The sequence below is a fragment of the Bradyrhizobium cosmicum genome (assembly GCF_007290395.2).
Lineage (GTDB): Bacteria > Pseudomonadota > Alphaproteobacteria > Rhizobiales > Xanthobacteraceae > Bradyrhizobium > Bradyrhizobium cosmicum.
Genome location: NZ_CP041656.2, coordinates 4268456 through 4283363, shown reverse-complemented (window position 1 = coordinate 4283363; position 14908 = coordinate 4268456). Strand labels below are relative to the sequence as shown.

Below are 14908 nucleotides of genomic sequence, written 5' to 3'. Positions count from 1 at the left end.
CGGGGCCGCCTCCCGGGCCTCGATAGTGCTACTTGGCGTCGATCGTGCTCATGTGCCGCAGCCACTCGACGAGGTAAAGCGACACCGAGGACAGCGTGAAGACCGTCACGAGACCCATCAGGATCATATCATAGGGCGCCGCGTTGAATCCGAAGGCGAGGGCGGCCAGCACCAGGGCCGCATAGGAGACCTGGGCCGCAGTGTTGAGCTTCGATACTTTCGAGGGCTTCATCTCGACCGGCTTGTCGAACAGCCAGGAGACGATCACCGCGGTGACGATCATGATGTCGCGCGACACCACCAGGATGACGATCCAGCGCGGGATGTCGCCCCAGATGCCGAGCGCCAGGTAGATCGAGACCAGCAGCGCCTTGTCAGCGAGCGGGTCGAGCAGGGCGCCAAGCTCGCTCGTCATGTTGAAGCGCTTGGCCAGGAACCCGTCGACGGCATCGCTGATGCCGGCGATCAGGAACACGGCGAAGGCCACTTCCATTTGGCTCGACACGATGGCCCAGACGATGATCGGGACCAGCATGATGCGGCCCAGGGTAATGATATTCGGAATACTCACACGGCGCTTCCCGGCACCCGGCCTGACCTCGAATCCCGCCTCTTGGGGAGGCTGAACCGGTTGATATCTACATAGTATAGGGCGGGGCGCCATGCGAGCCATTGCGCGTCCCCGGAATTCGACGTAACCAGCCGCAAACCCACTGGAAATCGGGCATGACCGACCGCAAAAACGGCCTCACTTACGCCGATTCAGGCGTCGATATCGATGCGGGCAATCGCCTGGTCGACCTGATCAAGCCGATGGTGCGCGCCACCGCACGGCCCGGCGCCGACGCCGAGATCGGCGGTTTCGGCGGCCTGTTTGATCTCAAGGCGGCCGGATTCAAGGACCCAATCCTCGTCGCCGCCACCGACGGCGTCGGCACCAAGGTGAAGATCGCGATCGAGACCGGCCTGCATAGCGGGATCGGCATCGACCTCGTCGCCATGAGCGTCAACGACCTCGTGGTGCAGGGCGCCGAGCCGCTGTTCTTCCTGGACTATTTTGCCTGCGGCAAGCTCGATCCGGAGGCGACCGCCTCGATCGTCGCCGGCGTTGCCGAAGGCTGCCGCGAATCCGGCTGCGCGCTGATCGGCGGCGAGACCGCCGAGATGCCCGGCCTCTACAAGGACGGCGACTACGATCTCGGCGGCTTTGCCGTCGGCGCCGCCGAGCGCGGCACGCTGCTGCCGCGCAAGGACATCGCCGCCGGCGATGCCGTGATCGGCCTTGCCTCGTCGGGGGTGCATTCCAACGGCTTCTCGCTGGTGCGCAAGATCGTCGAGCAGTCGGGCCTCGGCTTCGAGGCGCAGGCGCCGTTCGCGCCGGTCATGACTCTCGGCGGTGCGCTACTGACGCCCACCAGGCTCTATGTCAAATCGTGCCTGCGCGCGATCCGCGAGACCGGCGCGGTGAAGGGGCTCGCCCACATCACCGGCGGCGGCTTCACCGACAACATTCCGCGCGTGCTGCCGAAGGATCTCGGCGTCGGCATCGACCTCGCGCGCCTGCCGGTGCTGCCGGTGTTCAAATGGCTGGCCGCGCAGGGCGGCATTGCCGAGCTCGAACTTTTGCGCACCTTCAACTGCGGTATCGGCATGATCGCGATCGTCGAGCCCGACAAGGTCGACGAGGTCGTGCGGGTCTTTACCGATGCCGGCGAGACGGTGGCGCAACTCGGCACCGTGATCCCGGCCGAGGGCGAGCACCGCGTCGTCTATAACGGCCACCTCGATCTGGCGCTGTGATGAAGCGCCGCGTCGCCATCCTGATCTCCGGCCGCGGCTCCAACATGTCCGCCCTGATCAGGGCCGCCGCTGCTGCGGATTTTCCGGCGGAGATCTCGCTCGTCATCTCGAACAAGGCCGATGCGCCCGGGCTAGAACGGGCCAAGGCGAGCGGCGTCAACACATTGGTGATCGAGAGCAAGCCGTTCGGCAAGGACCGCGCCGGCTTCGAGAAGGTGCTCCAGGCTGCCCTCGACCAGCACGGCATCGAGCTGATTTGTCTCGGCGGCTTCATGCGCCTGTTCACGGCCGAGTTCACCAGAGCCTGGTACGGGCGGATGCTCAACATCCACCCGTCGCTGCTGCCGTCGTTCCCAGGTTTGGATCCGCATGGCCAGGCTTTGCGCGCCGGCGTCAAACTGTCTGGCGCGACAGTGCACTTCGTCATCCCCGAGACCGACGCGGGGCCGATCGTGATGCAGGGCGCGGTCCCCGTCGGCGATCACGACACGGGGGATACGCTGTCTGAGCGCATCCTCGAAGTCGAGCACCGCATCTATCCGGAGGCGCTGCGGCTGCTGGCGACCGGCAAGGTCCGGATCGAGGGGGACGTCTGCAAGACGGCGGGCAGCGGGGCGTCGGAGAATTTTCTGGTTGCGCCGGTCGTGAGCTGAAGCAGCTGTTGCACCTTGCTTCGGCTTTACAAACAAAATCCCCCGGCAGAGCCGGGGGCAACGTCATGATCGCTCGCTTGTCAGGCGCGAGCGAACTCAGGAGACCTTGAGGTTTTCCGCGGACGCCTTGCCGCGGTTCTCCACGAGGTCGTATTCAACCACCTGGTTTTCGTTGAGGGTCGAGAGTCCGGCCCGTTCGACGGCGGAGATGTGGACGAACACGTCCTTGTCGCTGCCGTTCGGCTTGATGAACCCATAGCCCTTGGTCGGGTTGAACCATTTGACGGTGCCCTTTTGCGGCATCCTCAGTCTCCTCCGCTGGATACAAAAACGACGCGGCCGCTTTTCGCGTGCCACGCCACAAACGGGCTTCCGGAAGTCTGTTCGAGTCTCAATGTCGCGAAACGCACAGCCGAGCGGCCAATTCCGATTGTGTCCAACATTGCAACATGAAAAGCGCGCGTTAGCAAGCCGCGTGCGGATTTCAAGATCGGCGCCGGTATCACCGCGCGCGATTTCCGACCTGTGGCAGCGGAAGCACAATCAGTGCAATAGCCTCGATGATAGCGTGCCCACCGGTTGACCCTCCGTGGCAGTTCGGCACAAATCCCCGCACGTACGCGCCACTCGTGTTGCATTTTTGCGCCGCCACTTTGCTTCGGGATTTGTCGTCATGCGCTGCACATCGCAGCTCTCCGGGACACGGCAGACGATCGGGCTGGACCGTGTCCGCCGGATCGCGGCTGCGCTCGTGATGGTCTTGGTATTTGTCGTGGCGATGGCTGCTACGCCCGGTGTTGCCCAGGTTCTTCCGCCGGTGCCGCCGCCCACGCCGTTACCGACCTCGACGAATTACGACCAATCGGCGGGCAACAGCGCGCTCGATCTCGGCTCGAATTTCCTGGAGCGGCTCGGTAACCAGGCCTCCGGCGGCATCAACCGGGCATTCCGCACCAATCCCAGCGGCGGCGGTGCATCCGCGGCCACGGAAGATCCGCGCTACCGGACCTGGTACGAAGGCTACGGCATCTCGGTCCGGACCGATGCGCAGGGCGATTTCGTCGGCGACAAGCGCAGGACGTTCGGGGGCGTCGCCGGCTTTGGCGCGCGAGTCGCCCCTGGCGTCAATCTCGGCTTCTCCTTCGACCAGAGCCATACCGACATCGACGTGCCGCTGGCGCTTCAGTCGGCAACGCTCGACCTGACACAGATCGGCTTCAACGGGTCGGTCGACAAGGGGCCCTGGACCTGGGCCTTCGCGGTGGTGCACGGTTTCGGCAAGGTCCGCTCCAGCCGTGACACCGGCCTTGGCCTTGCGACCGCCGGCTATCGGGCCGCCGTCGACGGCGCGCTGACCGAAATCAGCTATTACTGGACCAAGGACCAGATGCGCATCGTGCCCAAGGGCGCGCTCGAATATGTGCGCGCCACCAGCGCTGCGTTCCAGGAAGCGGGCGGGCTCGATCCGCTCAACGTCGGCTCTACCGCGCTGTCGCGCGCGCGCGTCATGATCGGCGCGGAGATCGGGCGCTATTTCATCATCGACCAGAAGATCCTGGATCTGTCGGCCTACGGCAAGTTCGTCGACAATTTTTATCAGAATCTGGGATCGGTGCAGGTCAGCCTCGGGACCCAGAGCATCGTCGTGCCCGGCATCGGCGAGAGCCGTTACGGCATGGATGCCGGCGCCTCGGCCTCGCTCAGCCTCACCAGCACCGCGCGGCTCTACGTCAATTACGACGGCAAGTTCCGCAACGAGCTGACCTCGCACCAGGGCACTGTCGGCTTCGAATATCGGTGGTGAGGCGCAGGCATGATCCGGAAAAGCGTGCAGCGGTTTTCCGATAAGATCATGCTCGGATAAAGTCTGCGTTCAGGTCGGCGTCGCCGCGGCATATCCCGTCAATCCAAACCCCTCGCGCGCAGCCGTCATCATCGGCACCAGCGCGTTTGGATGAATGAACTCGTCGCGAAAGCAGGGATAGATCCTGGGATCGAAGATCTTCTTCAGCCAGTCGACCACGATCTTGTGGCGCTCGGAGGAGCGAAATTCCTTGTGATAGGTGAGCCAGAGATCGGCGTGATGGCTGACGCCGAGATCGACGGCGATCAGCGGCACGCCGAGCGCGATCGACACGGTCGGCAGGAAGCCGATGCCGGCGCCGCGTTCCACCGCATAGAGCGCGCCGACCGAAGAGTTGGTTTTGATCCCGACGATGCCCTCGAGTGACTTCAATCCGAGCACGCGAGCATAGGCAGTGTCGTCGACCTGCGGCGCGCTCTGCTTGATGATGCGGTGGTTCTTCAAGTCCGCGAGCGTCGCCGGTACACCGTAGAGGCTCTCATACTCCTTGGAGACGAAGGGGTAGATGTGGAGGCGGCCGAGCTTGGCGACGATCAGGTCGGGATTGGTCGGCGGCTCGAGCTGGATCGCGATGTCGGACTCCAGTCGCGCGACGTCGGCCTGCTCCATCGCGCAGCGCAGATCGACGGTGATCTTGCGGTAGGTCTTCTGGAAGTCGATCAGCCGCGGCAGGATCCAGAAATTGCCGGGGCCTTCCGTCACCGCGACGCGCACGGTGCCTGACGTGTCGTTCGACGCGCGCGAGGCGCGCCGGAAGACGTTGAAGGCATGGCGCTCCATATGCGCGACGTCGGCGATCATCGCGGTGCCTTCGTCGCTGAGCGTCAGTCCGCTCTGGTCGCGCAGGAACAGCTTACAGCCGATGCTCTCCTCGAGCCGGTCGATCCTGCGCATCAGGGTGGTGGAAGTCAGTCCGAGCTCTTCGGCGGCGTTACGAAAACTTTTAAATTTTGCGCAGGCTAAAAACAGTTTCAAATCATCCCAGGACGCATTTAGCGCTTCTTCATGGTGCTGCATCATTGCAGCACCCCGGTGCAATACTTGCTGCATACTCCCGATCTCCAGCCGCTAAGCTTCTCGCCACGGCGGCACATAAAACCCCCGAACGATAGAGGGACGACATGAGTATGGAAAGGGGCTCGTTTGCCGCAAGGCATGATTTCGACGCCCTTCCGCTGAGCCCGGACGTCGATGTCCGCGTTGCGCAATTTTCCGAAATCGCTGAACTGGCCGCGATGGCGCACCGGCTGGTGCCGGGCGTGCAGATCGGGGCTGCGGAGCTCGAACGTTATTTCGCCTTCGATCCCCAGAGCCTCCTGACCTTCAGCCGAAAGGGCCGTCTGCTCGGCGGGATGGCCTTTTTGTTTCTCAACGATCGCGGTCACGACGCGCTGTTGCTCGACGAGATCTGCCTGACCGCGCCGCAGACGCGCTATCTCGCGTCGGCCGATCAGGACGTCTCCGCAATCTACATCTGGGCGATCGCGGCGACGGGCCGCGGGATCGCCGGTCTCGGCAAGGCCTCGGCGCATCTGCGTCAGATAAGATTTCGCGGCGCGGATTGCTATGCGCAGCCGGCAACGGTGGCCGGACGCGAGATCATGAAGGCGACGGGCTTCGAGCCCATCGCGAGCTTTCAGCCGGACCTGTGGTGTTACGAGCGCCCGTGGCATCGGCGGCAAATGCGCATGCCGGGCGCGATCATCCAAGCAAGGAGCTATGCAGATGCACGGTACTAGGATTCCCCTCGCGAAGCCCGACTCCCGCGCCATCACCGTTCGCCTTGCGCGCGATCCCAGCGACCTCATGCTGGTCACCGCCATTCGTTCCGCGGTCTATCTTGCCGAGCAGGATTGCCCGTTCGACGAGGAGTTCGATGGCAACGACATGGTCGCGGCTCATTTCATCGGTTACGTCGGCAACGAGCCCGCGGGCTGCCTGCGGGTGCGCTTCTTCGGCGATTTCGCCAAGGTGGAGCGGCTCGCGGTGCGCCACCAGTACCGGCGCTCGCGCCTCTCGTTCAAGCTCGTGCAGGCGAGCATCGACTTCGTGAAGCGCAAGGGCTTCCGCAAGATCTACGGCCAGGCGCAGGACCGGCTGGTCGATTTCTGGGCTCATTTCGGCGCCAAGCCGCTCGGCCACAACCGCAAGATCACCTTCTCCGATTTCTCCTACACGGAGATGCTGCTGGAGATCGAGCCGGGGCCGGACGCCATCACGCTGGACAGCGATCCCTATGTGATCATTCGTCCCGAGGGCGATTGGGACCGGCCGGGCGTGCTCGACGCATCAGCGGGGCGGTCGGTGACCTCGCCGCTACGGGACCTCGCTCTCGCCGATCGTTGAAACTGGTGCAGCTCCGCGCAAGACAATGCTGGCCTCCATCCATGACGATCCGCCGATCCTGATCTGTGCGGATCTCCAGGTCGAATATCTGACCCCCGGGCGCCGCCACGTCATCCTCGATGGCGAGGCGGCCACGATACGCTGCCTGGAACTCCTGGCGCTGTGGCGCGCCAATCTGTGGCCGGTGATGCATCTCAAGCGCATCGCCCAGGCGGCCTGGTTCAATCCGGCATCCAGGCTGACCGATTGGATCGCGGAAGCGAAGCCGCAGCCGGGAGAGATGACGTTCGAGCACCCGCTGCCCTCGGCCTACAGCGCGACGCGGTTCGTGGACTACATGTCCAATATCCGCAGCGTGCGCTGCATTCTGATCGGCTTTTCTCTGGACGAGACCATTCTCGCCACCGCCGTCGACGGATTTCACCGCAGCCATCGCTACCAGGTGATCGGCGACGCCGTGGCCTGCCGGCAGCCTGCTACGGGCGATGCGACCGCGTACAGGGATGCGGTAGTGAATGTCATCGCGAACTTTGCTACAATCCATCCCAGCGCCGAACTGATCAGAACCAGCGGCGCCATCGCGGTGTGAGCCGCCGCGACTGGCAGATGGATGGGTGGGACATTGTCACGGGGAGAGCAGCTCAGGGAGCTGGCGAGCGATTTGTCGCGTGCCGCCGAGACCGCCCGCCGCGCCGGCTTGCCGACGACGGTCTATCTGCTGTCGATGGCGCTGGTGGAGGTACGGGAAGCCGCCAGCGCTGCTGACGACGGGGATGGCGACGGCGCGGCTTGATAGCCGCCGGATGTGCCGGCCATCTGGCATGCGGCTTTGTGCATCGCTGCTGAGCGCTTGCTGCCGACGAATTGGCGTTGCAAGTTTTGCCGCGTCGCAATAGCCAAGTGACCTGATAATCACGTGAATGCGCCGGCTGTGCCTGCGACGTGACGACCTGAGGGATGCCCGCAAATGTCCATGCTGCCCAATTCGCAAGAAGCCCGCGATGTGGCCTACCAGCTCCATTCGTACACCAATGCGCGCGCGCACCAGCAGGTGGGTCCGCTGGTGATCGAGCGCGGCGAGGGGCCTTACGTGTTCGACGCGTCGGGCAAGCGTTATTTCGAGGCGATGGCGGGTCTGTGGAGCGTCGGGCTCGGCTTCAACGAGAAGCGGCTGGTCGAGGCTGCACACAAGCAGATGCAGGCGCTGCCGTTCTATCACACCTTCTCCGCCAAATCGCACGGCCCCTCGATCGATCTCGCCGAGAAGCTGGTGGCGCTGGCGCCGGTGCCGATGAGCAAGGTGTTCTTCACCAATTCCGGCTCCGAGGCGAACGATACGGTCCTCAAGCTGATCGCCTATCGATCCAACTCGCTCGGCCAGCCGCAGCGCAAGAAGATCATCAGCCGTATGCGCGCCTATCACGGCGTCACCATTGCGTCCGCCAGCCTCACGGGCCTGCCGAACAATCATCGCTCGTTCGACCTGCCGCTGCCGAACATCCTGCACACGGGCTCGCCGCATTTCTACAAGGACGGTGCGCCCGGCGAGAGCGAGGAGGCCTTCGCGACGCGGCGGGCCGAGGAGCTCGACGCGCTGATCCAGAAGGAGGGGCCCGAGACGATCGCGGCCTTCTTCGGCGAGCCGGTGATGGGGGCGGGCGGCGTCGTCGTGCCGCCGGCGACCTATTGGGAGAAGATACAGGCGGTGCTGAAGAAGTACGACATCCTGCTGATCGCCGACGAGGTGATCTGCGGCTTCGGCCGCACCGGCAAGATGTTCGGCTGCGAGACCTACGGCATCAAGCCGGACGCGATGGTCGTCTCCAAGCAGATCACGTCGAGCTATTTCCCGCTGTCGGCGATCATCATGAACGACCGCATGTTCGAGCCGATCGCGGACGAGAGCAACAAGATCGGCGTGCTCGGCCACGGCTTCACTGCGGGCGGCCATCCGGTCGGCTCGGCGATTGCGCTCGAGAACCTCAAGATCATCGAGGAACGCGGCCTGGTCGCGCATGCCGCCGAGCTCGGCGGCTATATGCAGGGCAAGCTGCGCGAGCTCATCAGCCATCCGCTGGTCGGCGAGGTCCGCGGCGTCGGCATGATCGCGGCGATCGAGCTCGTGCTCGACAAGGGCCGCAAGACGGCAGCCAGCACGCCCGGCGCCGTCGGCGGCATGGCCAGCCGAATGCTCCAGGAGCGCGGCGTGATCTCCCGCAACATGCTGGATGCCATCGCCATCTGTCCGCCGCTGATCGTGACCAAGGCCCAGATCGACGAGCTGATTGCGGCAATATCAGGCGTGCTGGATGACATGAAGCCGGAAGTCGCGAAGCTCACGCCGGCGTAGGGTACGCTCTCTCCTCGTCATTGCGAGGAGCGTCAGCGACGAAGCAATCCAGACTGCCTCCGCGAAAAGACTCTGGATTGCTTCGCTGCGCTCGCAATGACGATGCGGTTGGCATTGTGCCAGCCACAAAGGTGCCAGTGGCCTATTCCGCCCGCTGAACCCCGATCACGCGGCCCTTCTCGACCGCAAGCGCGAGCTCGCCGCGCTTGAGCTTCAGCGCGGCATCGCCGAACAGCTCGCGGCGCCAGCCGCGCAGCGCCGGCACGTCGGCTTCGTCGTCGGCTGCGATCTCCTCGAGATCGTCGACGGTGGCGATCACCTTGCTGGCGACTGCGTGGCGCTCGGCGGTCATGCGCAGCAGGACCTTCAACAACTCGACGATGGCGGCGCCGTTGTTGTTGTTGCGCGGCTTCTCCAGCTTCGGCAGCGTGGCGGGATCGCGCGCCAGCCCGCGCTGGACCGCGGCGACGATGTCCGCGCCCCATTTCGACTTCTCGAAACCTTTCGGCACCGAGCGTAGATTTGCGAGTTTCTCGATCGTGTTCGGGGCGTGGGTCGCGATGTCGCTGACGGCTTCGTCGCGCAGCACGCGGCCGCGCGGCACGTCACGGCTCTGGGCTTCCTGCTCGCGCCAGGCTGCGACCTCCATCAGGACGGCGAGGTCCTTCGGCTTGCGCACCCGCGTCTTCAACCGCTCCCAGGCCCGCTCGGGGTGGAAGTCGTAGGTCTTCGGCGAGGTCAGGACCTCCATCTCGATCGAGACCCATTCGCTGCGGCGGCGCTTCTTCAAATCGGCATCGAGGGCGGCGAACACGTCGCGCAAGTGAGTGACGTCGGACACCGCGTAATGCATCTGCTCCTTGGTCAGCGGCCGGCGTGACCAGTCGGTGAAGCGATGCGTCTTGTCCGGGCGGTGGCCGGTGACCTTCTCCACCAGCGCGTCATAGGCGATGCTGTCGCCGTAGCCGAGCACCATGGCGGCGACCTGGGTGTCGAACACCGGGTGCGGGATGATGTTGGCTTGGTGCCAGATGATCTCGATGTCCTGCCGGGCGGCGTGGAACACCTTGAGCACGGCCTCGTTCGCCATCAGCTCGAAGAACGGCTTGAGGTCGATGCCCGCGGCCAGGGTGTCGATGACAATGGCTTCCTCGGCGCTGGCCATCTGCACCACGCATAGCAGCGGGTAATAGGTGGTTTCGCGCAGGAACTCGGTATCGACGGTAATGACGGGATGCTTGGCCAGACGGCTGCAGGCAGCCGCGAGGTCAGCGGTGGTGGTAATCAAATCCATGAACAGCCCATGACACGTATATCAGCCGTTCTGCCGAAAGCGCTGTGATGTCAAGGGGCTCTCAGCGAATTCGAGCCTTGCATTTGGGCTGGAATCGCTTCCTTGCGACCAAATTCCTATTCGTAGCGGATCCGCTGGGTGGGTTTGCGCGCGCAGGGCAGCGCCACCACGACCACGCACATGGCGACCAGCGCCAGTCCCAGGAACTCGATAACCAACAGATCCACGGCAAAAATCCTCCCCAGAAACATTGCTAGACTTGTCTGGGGTAAATTGAGGGTCTGTTAATTGTCGTGGTTACCGGCGGCGGGTCGGGCCGGATGGTGGACGAGGGGTTAACGGCGGCAATGGTCTGAAACGAATTCGGCGCTCCGCGTGAAGGAGCGCCGATGTTCGTTTGTCGTGGCGGTTGGCCTTACGGCAGCTTCAGCGACGTTTCCGCGTTGTATGGCTTGAGCGTCTCGTCCGCGGCCTTCTGGGCGGCGACGAGGGCCTCCTTCGGCTGCTTCTTGCCGTTCAGCACCAGCATCACCTCGTCCTCTAGCGTCTTGCGGACCGGGACGGTCTTGTAGGTCGCAAACCAGGGTTTTGCGACGTCGAGCTGCTCGACCGCGGTCTTGGCGTCCGGGTTCTTGTTGAGGAAGTCCACCATGTCAGGCGTCTTGTACGCCGCCATGTTCGGCGCGAAATAGCCGGTGGCGCGGCTCCACCAGGCGCTCTTCTCGGGCGAGGTCATCCACTTGATCAGCGTCCAGGCGGCCTTCTGCTTGTCGGCTTCGAGGCCTGCCGGAACGATCAGCGAGGCGCCGCCGATCGGCACGGCGTTGCGGACGTTGCGCGGGATGAACGCGACCTTGTAGTTGAACTTGGCGTTGTCGCGCACGTAGGTGAGCGAGCCCGTCGAGAGCATCATCATCGCGGCATTGCCGGAGATGAAGGAGGTGCTGACGGCAGGGCCGGGCGTTGCTCCGGGCGCGTGGACCTTGTGCTTGTAGACGAGGTCGTTCCACCAGGTCAGTGCGCCCAGCATCGAGGGCGTGTCGTAATAGACCTCGCCGCCGAACTCTTCGTTGTAGTAGCGCCCGCCATTAGTCATGGTGAGCGTTTCCATCATCCAGCCGCAATAGTCATAGGCGCAGGGGATCGCGATACCCCAGCGGGTGACCTTGTCGCCCTCGCGCTTGGTAAGCTTCTTGGCCCAGTCGGTCAGTTCAGCCCAGGTCTGCGGCGGCTTGTTCGGATCGAGGCCGGCTTCCTTGGCCTGATCGGCATTGATGTAGAGCAGCGGCGTCGAATTGTGGAAGGGCACGCCGTAGACCGAGCGGTCGATCACCGCGTTGCCCTGCAGCGCCGGGAAGAACTGGCCCAGGAACTTTTCCTTGGTGGTGCCGTCGGCGGCGATCAGGCCGTCGAGATTGGTGAGCTCGTTCTCGATCTGCATGTCGAGCAGGAAGTTCGCCGACATGATCACGGCGGACGGCGGCTTGCCGGCCTTGATGGCGGCGCGCGTCTTGATCAGCGTGTCGTCATAGGAGCCGGTGTAGACCGCGGTCGCCTTGATCGCCGGATGGGTCTCGTTGAACTCCTTGATCAACGTGCCCATGTCGCGGGCGAGCTTGCCGTCGACGGGCACGGGGAAGAACAGGTCGATCTCGGTCGGACCTTCGGCCAGCGCCGGGACGGCGAGGGCACCTGCCATCGCGCCTGCGACGGCAAGGCCGAGCATGAGCCTGCGGGAAAACAGCATCGAGTAATCTCCTATTTGATGCCTGAGGTGACGAAAGAACTGATGAAGCGCTTCTGGAAGATCAGGAAGGTGATGAGCAGCGGCGCGATCACCATCAATGTGCCGGCTGCGATGGTGCCCCAGGCCTGCGTGCCTTCGGCCGTGGCGGTGAACACCGACAGCCCGACCGTGAGTGGCCGCTTGTCCGGCGAATTGATCACCATCAGCGGCCACAGGAAGTCGTTCCAGTGGCTGGTGACGGAGATGATAGCGAAGGCGGAGAAGCTCGGCAGCGACAGCGGCACGTAGATGTGCCGGATGCGCTGGAACAGGCTGGCGCCGTCGATCAGCGCGGCGTCCTCAAGCTCTGTCGGAATGGCCTCGAAAGCCTGCCGCATCAGGAAGGTGCCGAAGGCCGAGGCGAAGAACGGCATCATCACGCCGGTCAGCGTGTCGTAGAGGCCGAATTGCGCGACGATGCGCAGGTTCGGCACGATCAACAGCACCGGCACCAGCATCAGCTGCATCAGGAACAGGTAGAAGAGCAGCGTCTTGCCAGCGAATTCGAGCCGCGCGAAGGCAAAGCCCGCCAGCGTGATCGTGACGAATTGCACCAGCAGGATGCCGGTGCAGATGATCGTGGTGTTGAGGAAGTAGCGCGGGAAATCGCCGATCTCCCAGGCATCCCTGATATTGTCGAGCGTCGGCTTCAGGCTCGGCATCAGCTCGGCCATCAGGTTGATGCCGTCGGACGCCGGGCGCAGCGTCGCCACGCCCATCCACAGGAACGGAATCAGCCAGACCAGCGCGAGCAGGACGGTGAGCACGAAACCGAGCTTGGGCGTGATCTCGCGGCGGGTGGCGAGCGGTGCGTCCTTGAACAGCCAATCGATCAGCGTCATGCCCCGCCCTCGCGGTTCGCCATGGTGCGGAACGAGAGCGCGGTGAGGCCCATCAGCGCGGCGAGCGTCAGCAGCGTCGCCGCCGAGGCCTTGCCGATGTCGTAATGTTCGACCGCCTGCTGATAGATGTAGAACAGCACGAGGTTGGTGGCGTTCGACGGCCCGCCCTTGGTCATGACGAAGACGTGGTCGACCTGCGTCACCGCATTGAGGATGGCGATCACGGTGACGAACAGGAAGGTCGGCTTGAGCTCCGGCAGGGTGATGTGGCGAAAGCGCTGCCAGGGTCCGGCGCCGTCGAGATGCGCGGCTTCCATGACATCCTCAGGCACGGATTGGAGGCCGGCGAGGAAGAACAGCATGTAGTAGCCGGCGTTCTTCCAGATCGTGATGACCATGATGGCATAGAGCGCGATGTCGGAATCGCCGAGCCAGTTCGGCAGCACCGGAAGCAGCCGGCCGATGTAATAGTCGAGCAGCCCGACGTTCGGCAGGAAGATGAACAGGAACAGCGCGGAGGCCGCGACCATCGGGATCAGCACGGGGAGAAACAGCGCGGCGCGGAGCGCGCTGGTCACGGCGTTGGTCCGCGCCAGCGCCAGCGCGAACAGCAGCGCGAGGCCGATGCTCGGGATCGCGGTGCCGACGGCGTAGACGAGGTTGTTGGTGACCGCGCCGGTGAAGGCGGTGTCGGCCAACACCGCACTGATGTTGTCGAGACCGACGAAGCGGAGCGGCGCCTTCGGCGTGGCGCGCTGGTAGAGCGCGTCGATGAATACGCGGCCCATCGCGCCGTAGGTGAACAGCGCGAGGAAGACCAGCGACGGAAGCAGCAGCAGATAGGCCGGCAGCGAGGTTTTGAAGCGGGTGGAAAGCCGCTTCAGGATGTGCAGGTGCGGCGGCGCCGATGCCGCGACCGGGAGAGCCGCGGGTTCAGCAAGGCTCATCTCACCGCGCCGCGAAGTTGAGCGCATAGTCGCGGCCGTCCATTCCCGCCGGTGGCGCGAAGGGGAAGCGCAGACTGGTGTCGAGGAAGTCGTGGCTGTGCACGACCAGGTTCTCCTGATCGATCAGCACGACGCCGTAGGCGGGCGGCTCATGGCTGGCGAGATGCTCCGCGGCCGCAACATCAAGCTCGAACCAGACCTGATGGTTGGTGCCGCGCAGGGTGGAGAAGGGGATCTTGCCGTAGCTGCCGAAGATCGGCCGGTGCACATGGCCGAAGAAGAGATGACGGATGCGCGATCGGTAGGGCGCGATCACCTCGGCGAATTCCGCGCTCTGCTTCAGCCCGATCTCGTCCATCGCGTGGACGCCGACGGGGAAGGGCGGATGATGCATGAACACAACGAACGGCATGTCGGCCGGCGCAGCCGCGAGCGTGCTTTCAAGCCAGCCGAGGCGCTTGGCGCACATCTCGCCGGCGTGGCTGGTCTCGTCCAGCGTGTCCAGGAACACGAACAGGCCGTGCTCGGTTGTCTTGGTGCCCTGCACGAAGCCGTTGGCATCGCGCGGCGCGGCCTTCAGCGCGTCGAGGCAGACCACGCGCTTGTCGTGATTGCCGACCATCGCGATGTAGGGGATTTTCAGCGCCGCCATCGCGTCGGCGAAATTGGCGTAGGATTCAGCCTCGCCCCAATGGGTGAGATCGCCAGTCACGACTGCGAACGCGGCATCGGACTGGTGCTTGTTGATGTCGGCGATCGCGGCATCCAGCCGGGCGCGCGGATCGAGGCCATAGAGCTTCAGCCCGGGGTTCGCCAGATGCGTGTCGGTGATGTGGATGAATTTGAAGGGCATGGCGCTTGTCAGGATCGTTGGAGGACGGGCGCCTCCGGAAGGATGGCCCTGACAGGCCGTTAGAGCGCGTGTGTTTCAGTTTGATGACACCGGATCCCGTGGTCGGGACGTGTCCACAATGTCCAAAGCGCAGCACGCATTAGCGGAAGGCGTAGTCCATCCGGCGAACCAAT

16 protein-coding genes are annotated in these 14908 nt (G+C 64.1%); 8 read left to right on the top strand and 8 right to left on the bottom strand.

Features of this window, described 5'->3' with window-relative positions:
- Positions 1-28: 28 nt before the first annotated feature.
- On the bottom strand, positions 29-571 hold the full coding sequence (locus tag FNV92_RS20665) for a CDP-alcohol phosphatidyltransferase family protein (RefSeq protein ID WP_143844787.1): 543 nt from the start codon (positions 569-571) through the stop codon (positions 29-31).
- A gap of 155 nt (positions 572-726) precedes the next feature.
- On the opposite strand from FNV92_RS20665, the gene purM reads away from it, so the two are divergent.
- Both purM and purN read left to right on the top strand, forming a co-directional pair.
- Positions 727-1800 carry a phosphoribosylformylglycinamidine cyclo-ligase gene (gene purM / locus FNV92_RS20660; RefSeq protein ID WP_143844788.1) on the top strand — a complete coding sequence of 358 codons (1074 nt, stop codon included), beginning with the start codon at positions 727-729 and terminating at the stop codon, positions 1798-1800.
- Positions 1800-2453 (top strand): phosphoribosylglycinamide formyltransferase, encoded by a 654-nt coding sequence (gene purN, locus FNV92_RS20655; RefSeq protein WP_168213623.1) that lies wholly within the window; start codon positions 1800-1802, stop codon positions 2451-2453. The genes purM and purN overlap by 1 nt, the downstream gene beginning before the upstream one ends.
- 96 nt (positions 2454-2549) lie before the next feature.
- On the opposite strand, the gene FNV92_RS20650 is transcribed toward purN, so the two are convergent.
- The gene (locus FNV92_RS20650) at positions 2550-2756 is read right to left on the bottom strand and encodes a cold-shock protein (RefSeq protein ID WP_007591938.1); all 207 of its coding nucleotides are present in this window, start codon (positions 2754-2756) and stop codon (positions 2550-2552) included.
- A 370-nt stretch (positions 2757-3126) separates the two neighbouring features.
- Between FNV92_RS20650 and FNV92_RS20645 the strand changes: the two genes are divergently transcribed.
- Complete coding sequence (locus FNV92_RS20645; protein ID WP_143844790.1) at positions 3127-4257, top strand: autotransporter outer membrane beta-barrel domain-containing protein; 1131 nt, start codon at positions 3127-3129, stop codon at positions 4255-4257.
- Positions 4258-4326: 69 nt separating this feature from the next.
- Here the strand turns inward: FNV92_RS20645 and FNV92_RS20640 are convergent, their stop codons facing one another.
- Positions 4327-5367: a LysR family transcriptional regulator gene (locus FNV92_RS20640; protein ID WP_143844791.1), complete on the bottom strand. Its 1041-nt coding sequence runs from the start codon at positions 5365-5367 to the stop codon at positions 4327-4329.
- Between the two features lie 71 nt (positions 5368-5438).
- Here FNV92_RS20640 and FNV92_RS20635 point away from each other — a divergent pair, with 71 nt between their 5' ends.
- The 5 genes from FNV92_RS20635 to FNV92_RS20615 all read left to right on the top strand — a co-directional run bounded on the left by FNV92_RS20635 (position 5439) and on the right by FNV92_RS20615 (position 9013).
- Positions 5439-6056 carry a hypothetical protein gene (locus FNV92_RS20635; protein ID WP_015686613.1) on the top strand — a complete coding sequence of 206 codons (618 nt, stop codon included), beginning with the start codon at positions 5439-5441 and terminating at the stop codon, positions 6054-6056.
- Positions 6043-6663, top strand: a complete 621-nt coding sequence (locus FNV92_RS20630) for a GNAT family N-acetyltransferase (RefSeq protein ID WP_143844792.1) — start codon at positions 6043-6045, stop codon at positions 6661-6663. The genes FNV92_RS20635 and FNV92_RS20630 overlap by 14 nt, the downstream gene beginning before the upstream one ends.
- 25 nt (positions 6664-6688) lie before the next feature.
- Positions 6689-7252 carry an isochorismatase family protein gene (locus FNV92_RS20625; protein WP_143844793.1) on the top strand — a complete coding sequence of 188 codons (564 nt, stop codon included), beginning with the start codon at positions 6689-6691 and terminating at the stop codon, positions 7250-7252.
- Between the two features lie 33 nt (positions 7253-7285).
- The gene (locus tag FNV92_RS20620) at positions 7286-7456 is read left to right on the top strand and encodes a hypothetical protein (RefSeq protein ID WP_168213624.1); all 171 of its coding nucleotides are present in this window, start codon (positions 7286-7288) and stop codon (positions 7454-7456) included.
- 174 nt (positions 7457-7630) lie between these two features.
- The gene (locus tag FNV92_RS20615; RefSeq protein ID WP_143844794.1) at positions 7631-9013 is read left to right on the top strand and encodes an aspartate aminotransferase family protein; all 1383 of its coding nucleotides are present in this window, start codon (positions 7631-7633) and stop codon (positions 9011-9013) included.
- Between the two features lie 142 nt (positions 9014-9155).
- Here the strand turns inward: FNV92_RS20615 and rnd are convergent, their stop codons facing one another.
- From rnd to FNV92_RS20590, 5 genes are all read right to left on the bottom strand, one after another.
- On the bottom strand, positions 9156-10307 hold the full coding sequence (gene rnd, locus FNV92_RS20610) for a ribonuclease D (RefSeq protein ID WP_015686608.1): 1152 nt from the start codon (positions 10305-10307) through the stop codon (positions 9156-9158).
- 415 nt (positions 10308-10722) lie between these two features.
- A complete protein-coding gene (locus tag FNV92_RS20605) occupies positions 10723-12054 on the bottom strand; it encodes an ABC transporter substrate-binding protein (protein ID WP_143844795.1) in 1332 nt (443 codons plus the stop codon).
- 11 nt (positions 12055-12065) lie between these two features.
- Positions 12066-12935: a carbohydrate ABC transporter permease gene (locus FNV92_RS20600; RefSeq protein ID WP_143844796.1), complete on the bottom strand. Its 870-nt coding sequence runs from the start codon at positions 12933-12935 to the stop codon at positions 12066-12068.
- Positions 12932-13882, bottom strand: coding sequence for a carbohydrate ABC transporter permease (locus FNV92_RS20595; protein WP_168213625.1), 951 nt, complete (start codon positions 13880-13882; stop codon positions 12932-12934). Before FNV92_RS20595 ends, FNV92_RS20600 begins: the two co-directional genes overlap by 4 nt.
- 1 nt (position 13883) lies before the next feature.
- The gene (locus FNV92_RS20590; RefSeq protein WP_143844798.1) at positions 13884-14735 is read right to left on the bottom strand and encodes a phosphodiesterase; all 852 of its coding nucleotides are present in this window, start codon (positions 14733-14735) and stop codon (positions 13884-13886) included.
- Positions 14736-14908 lie beyond the last annotated feature (173 nt).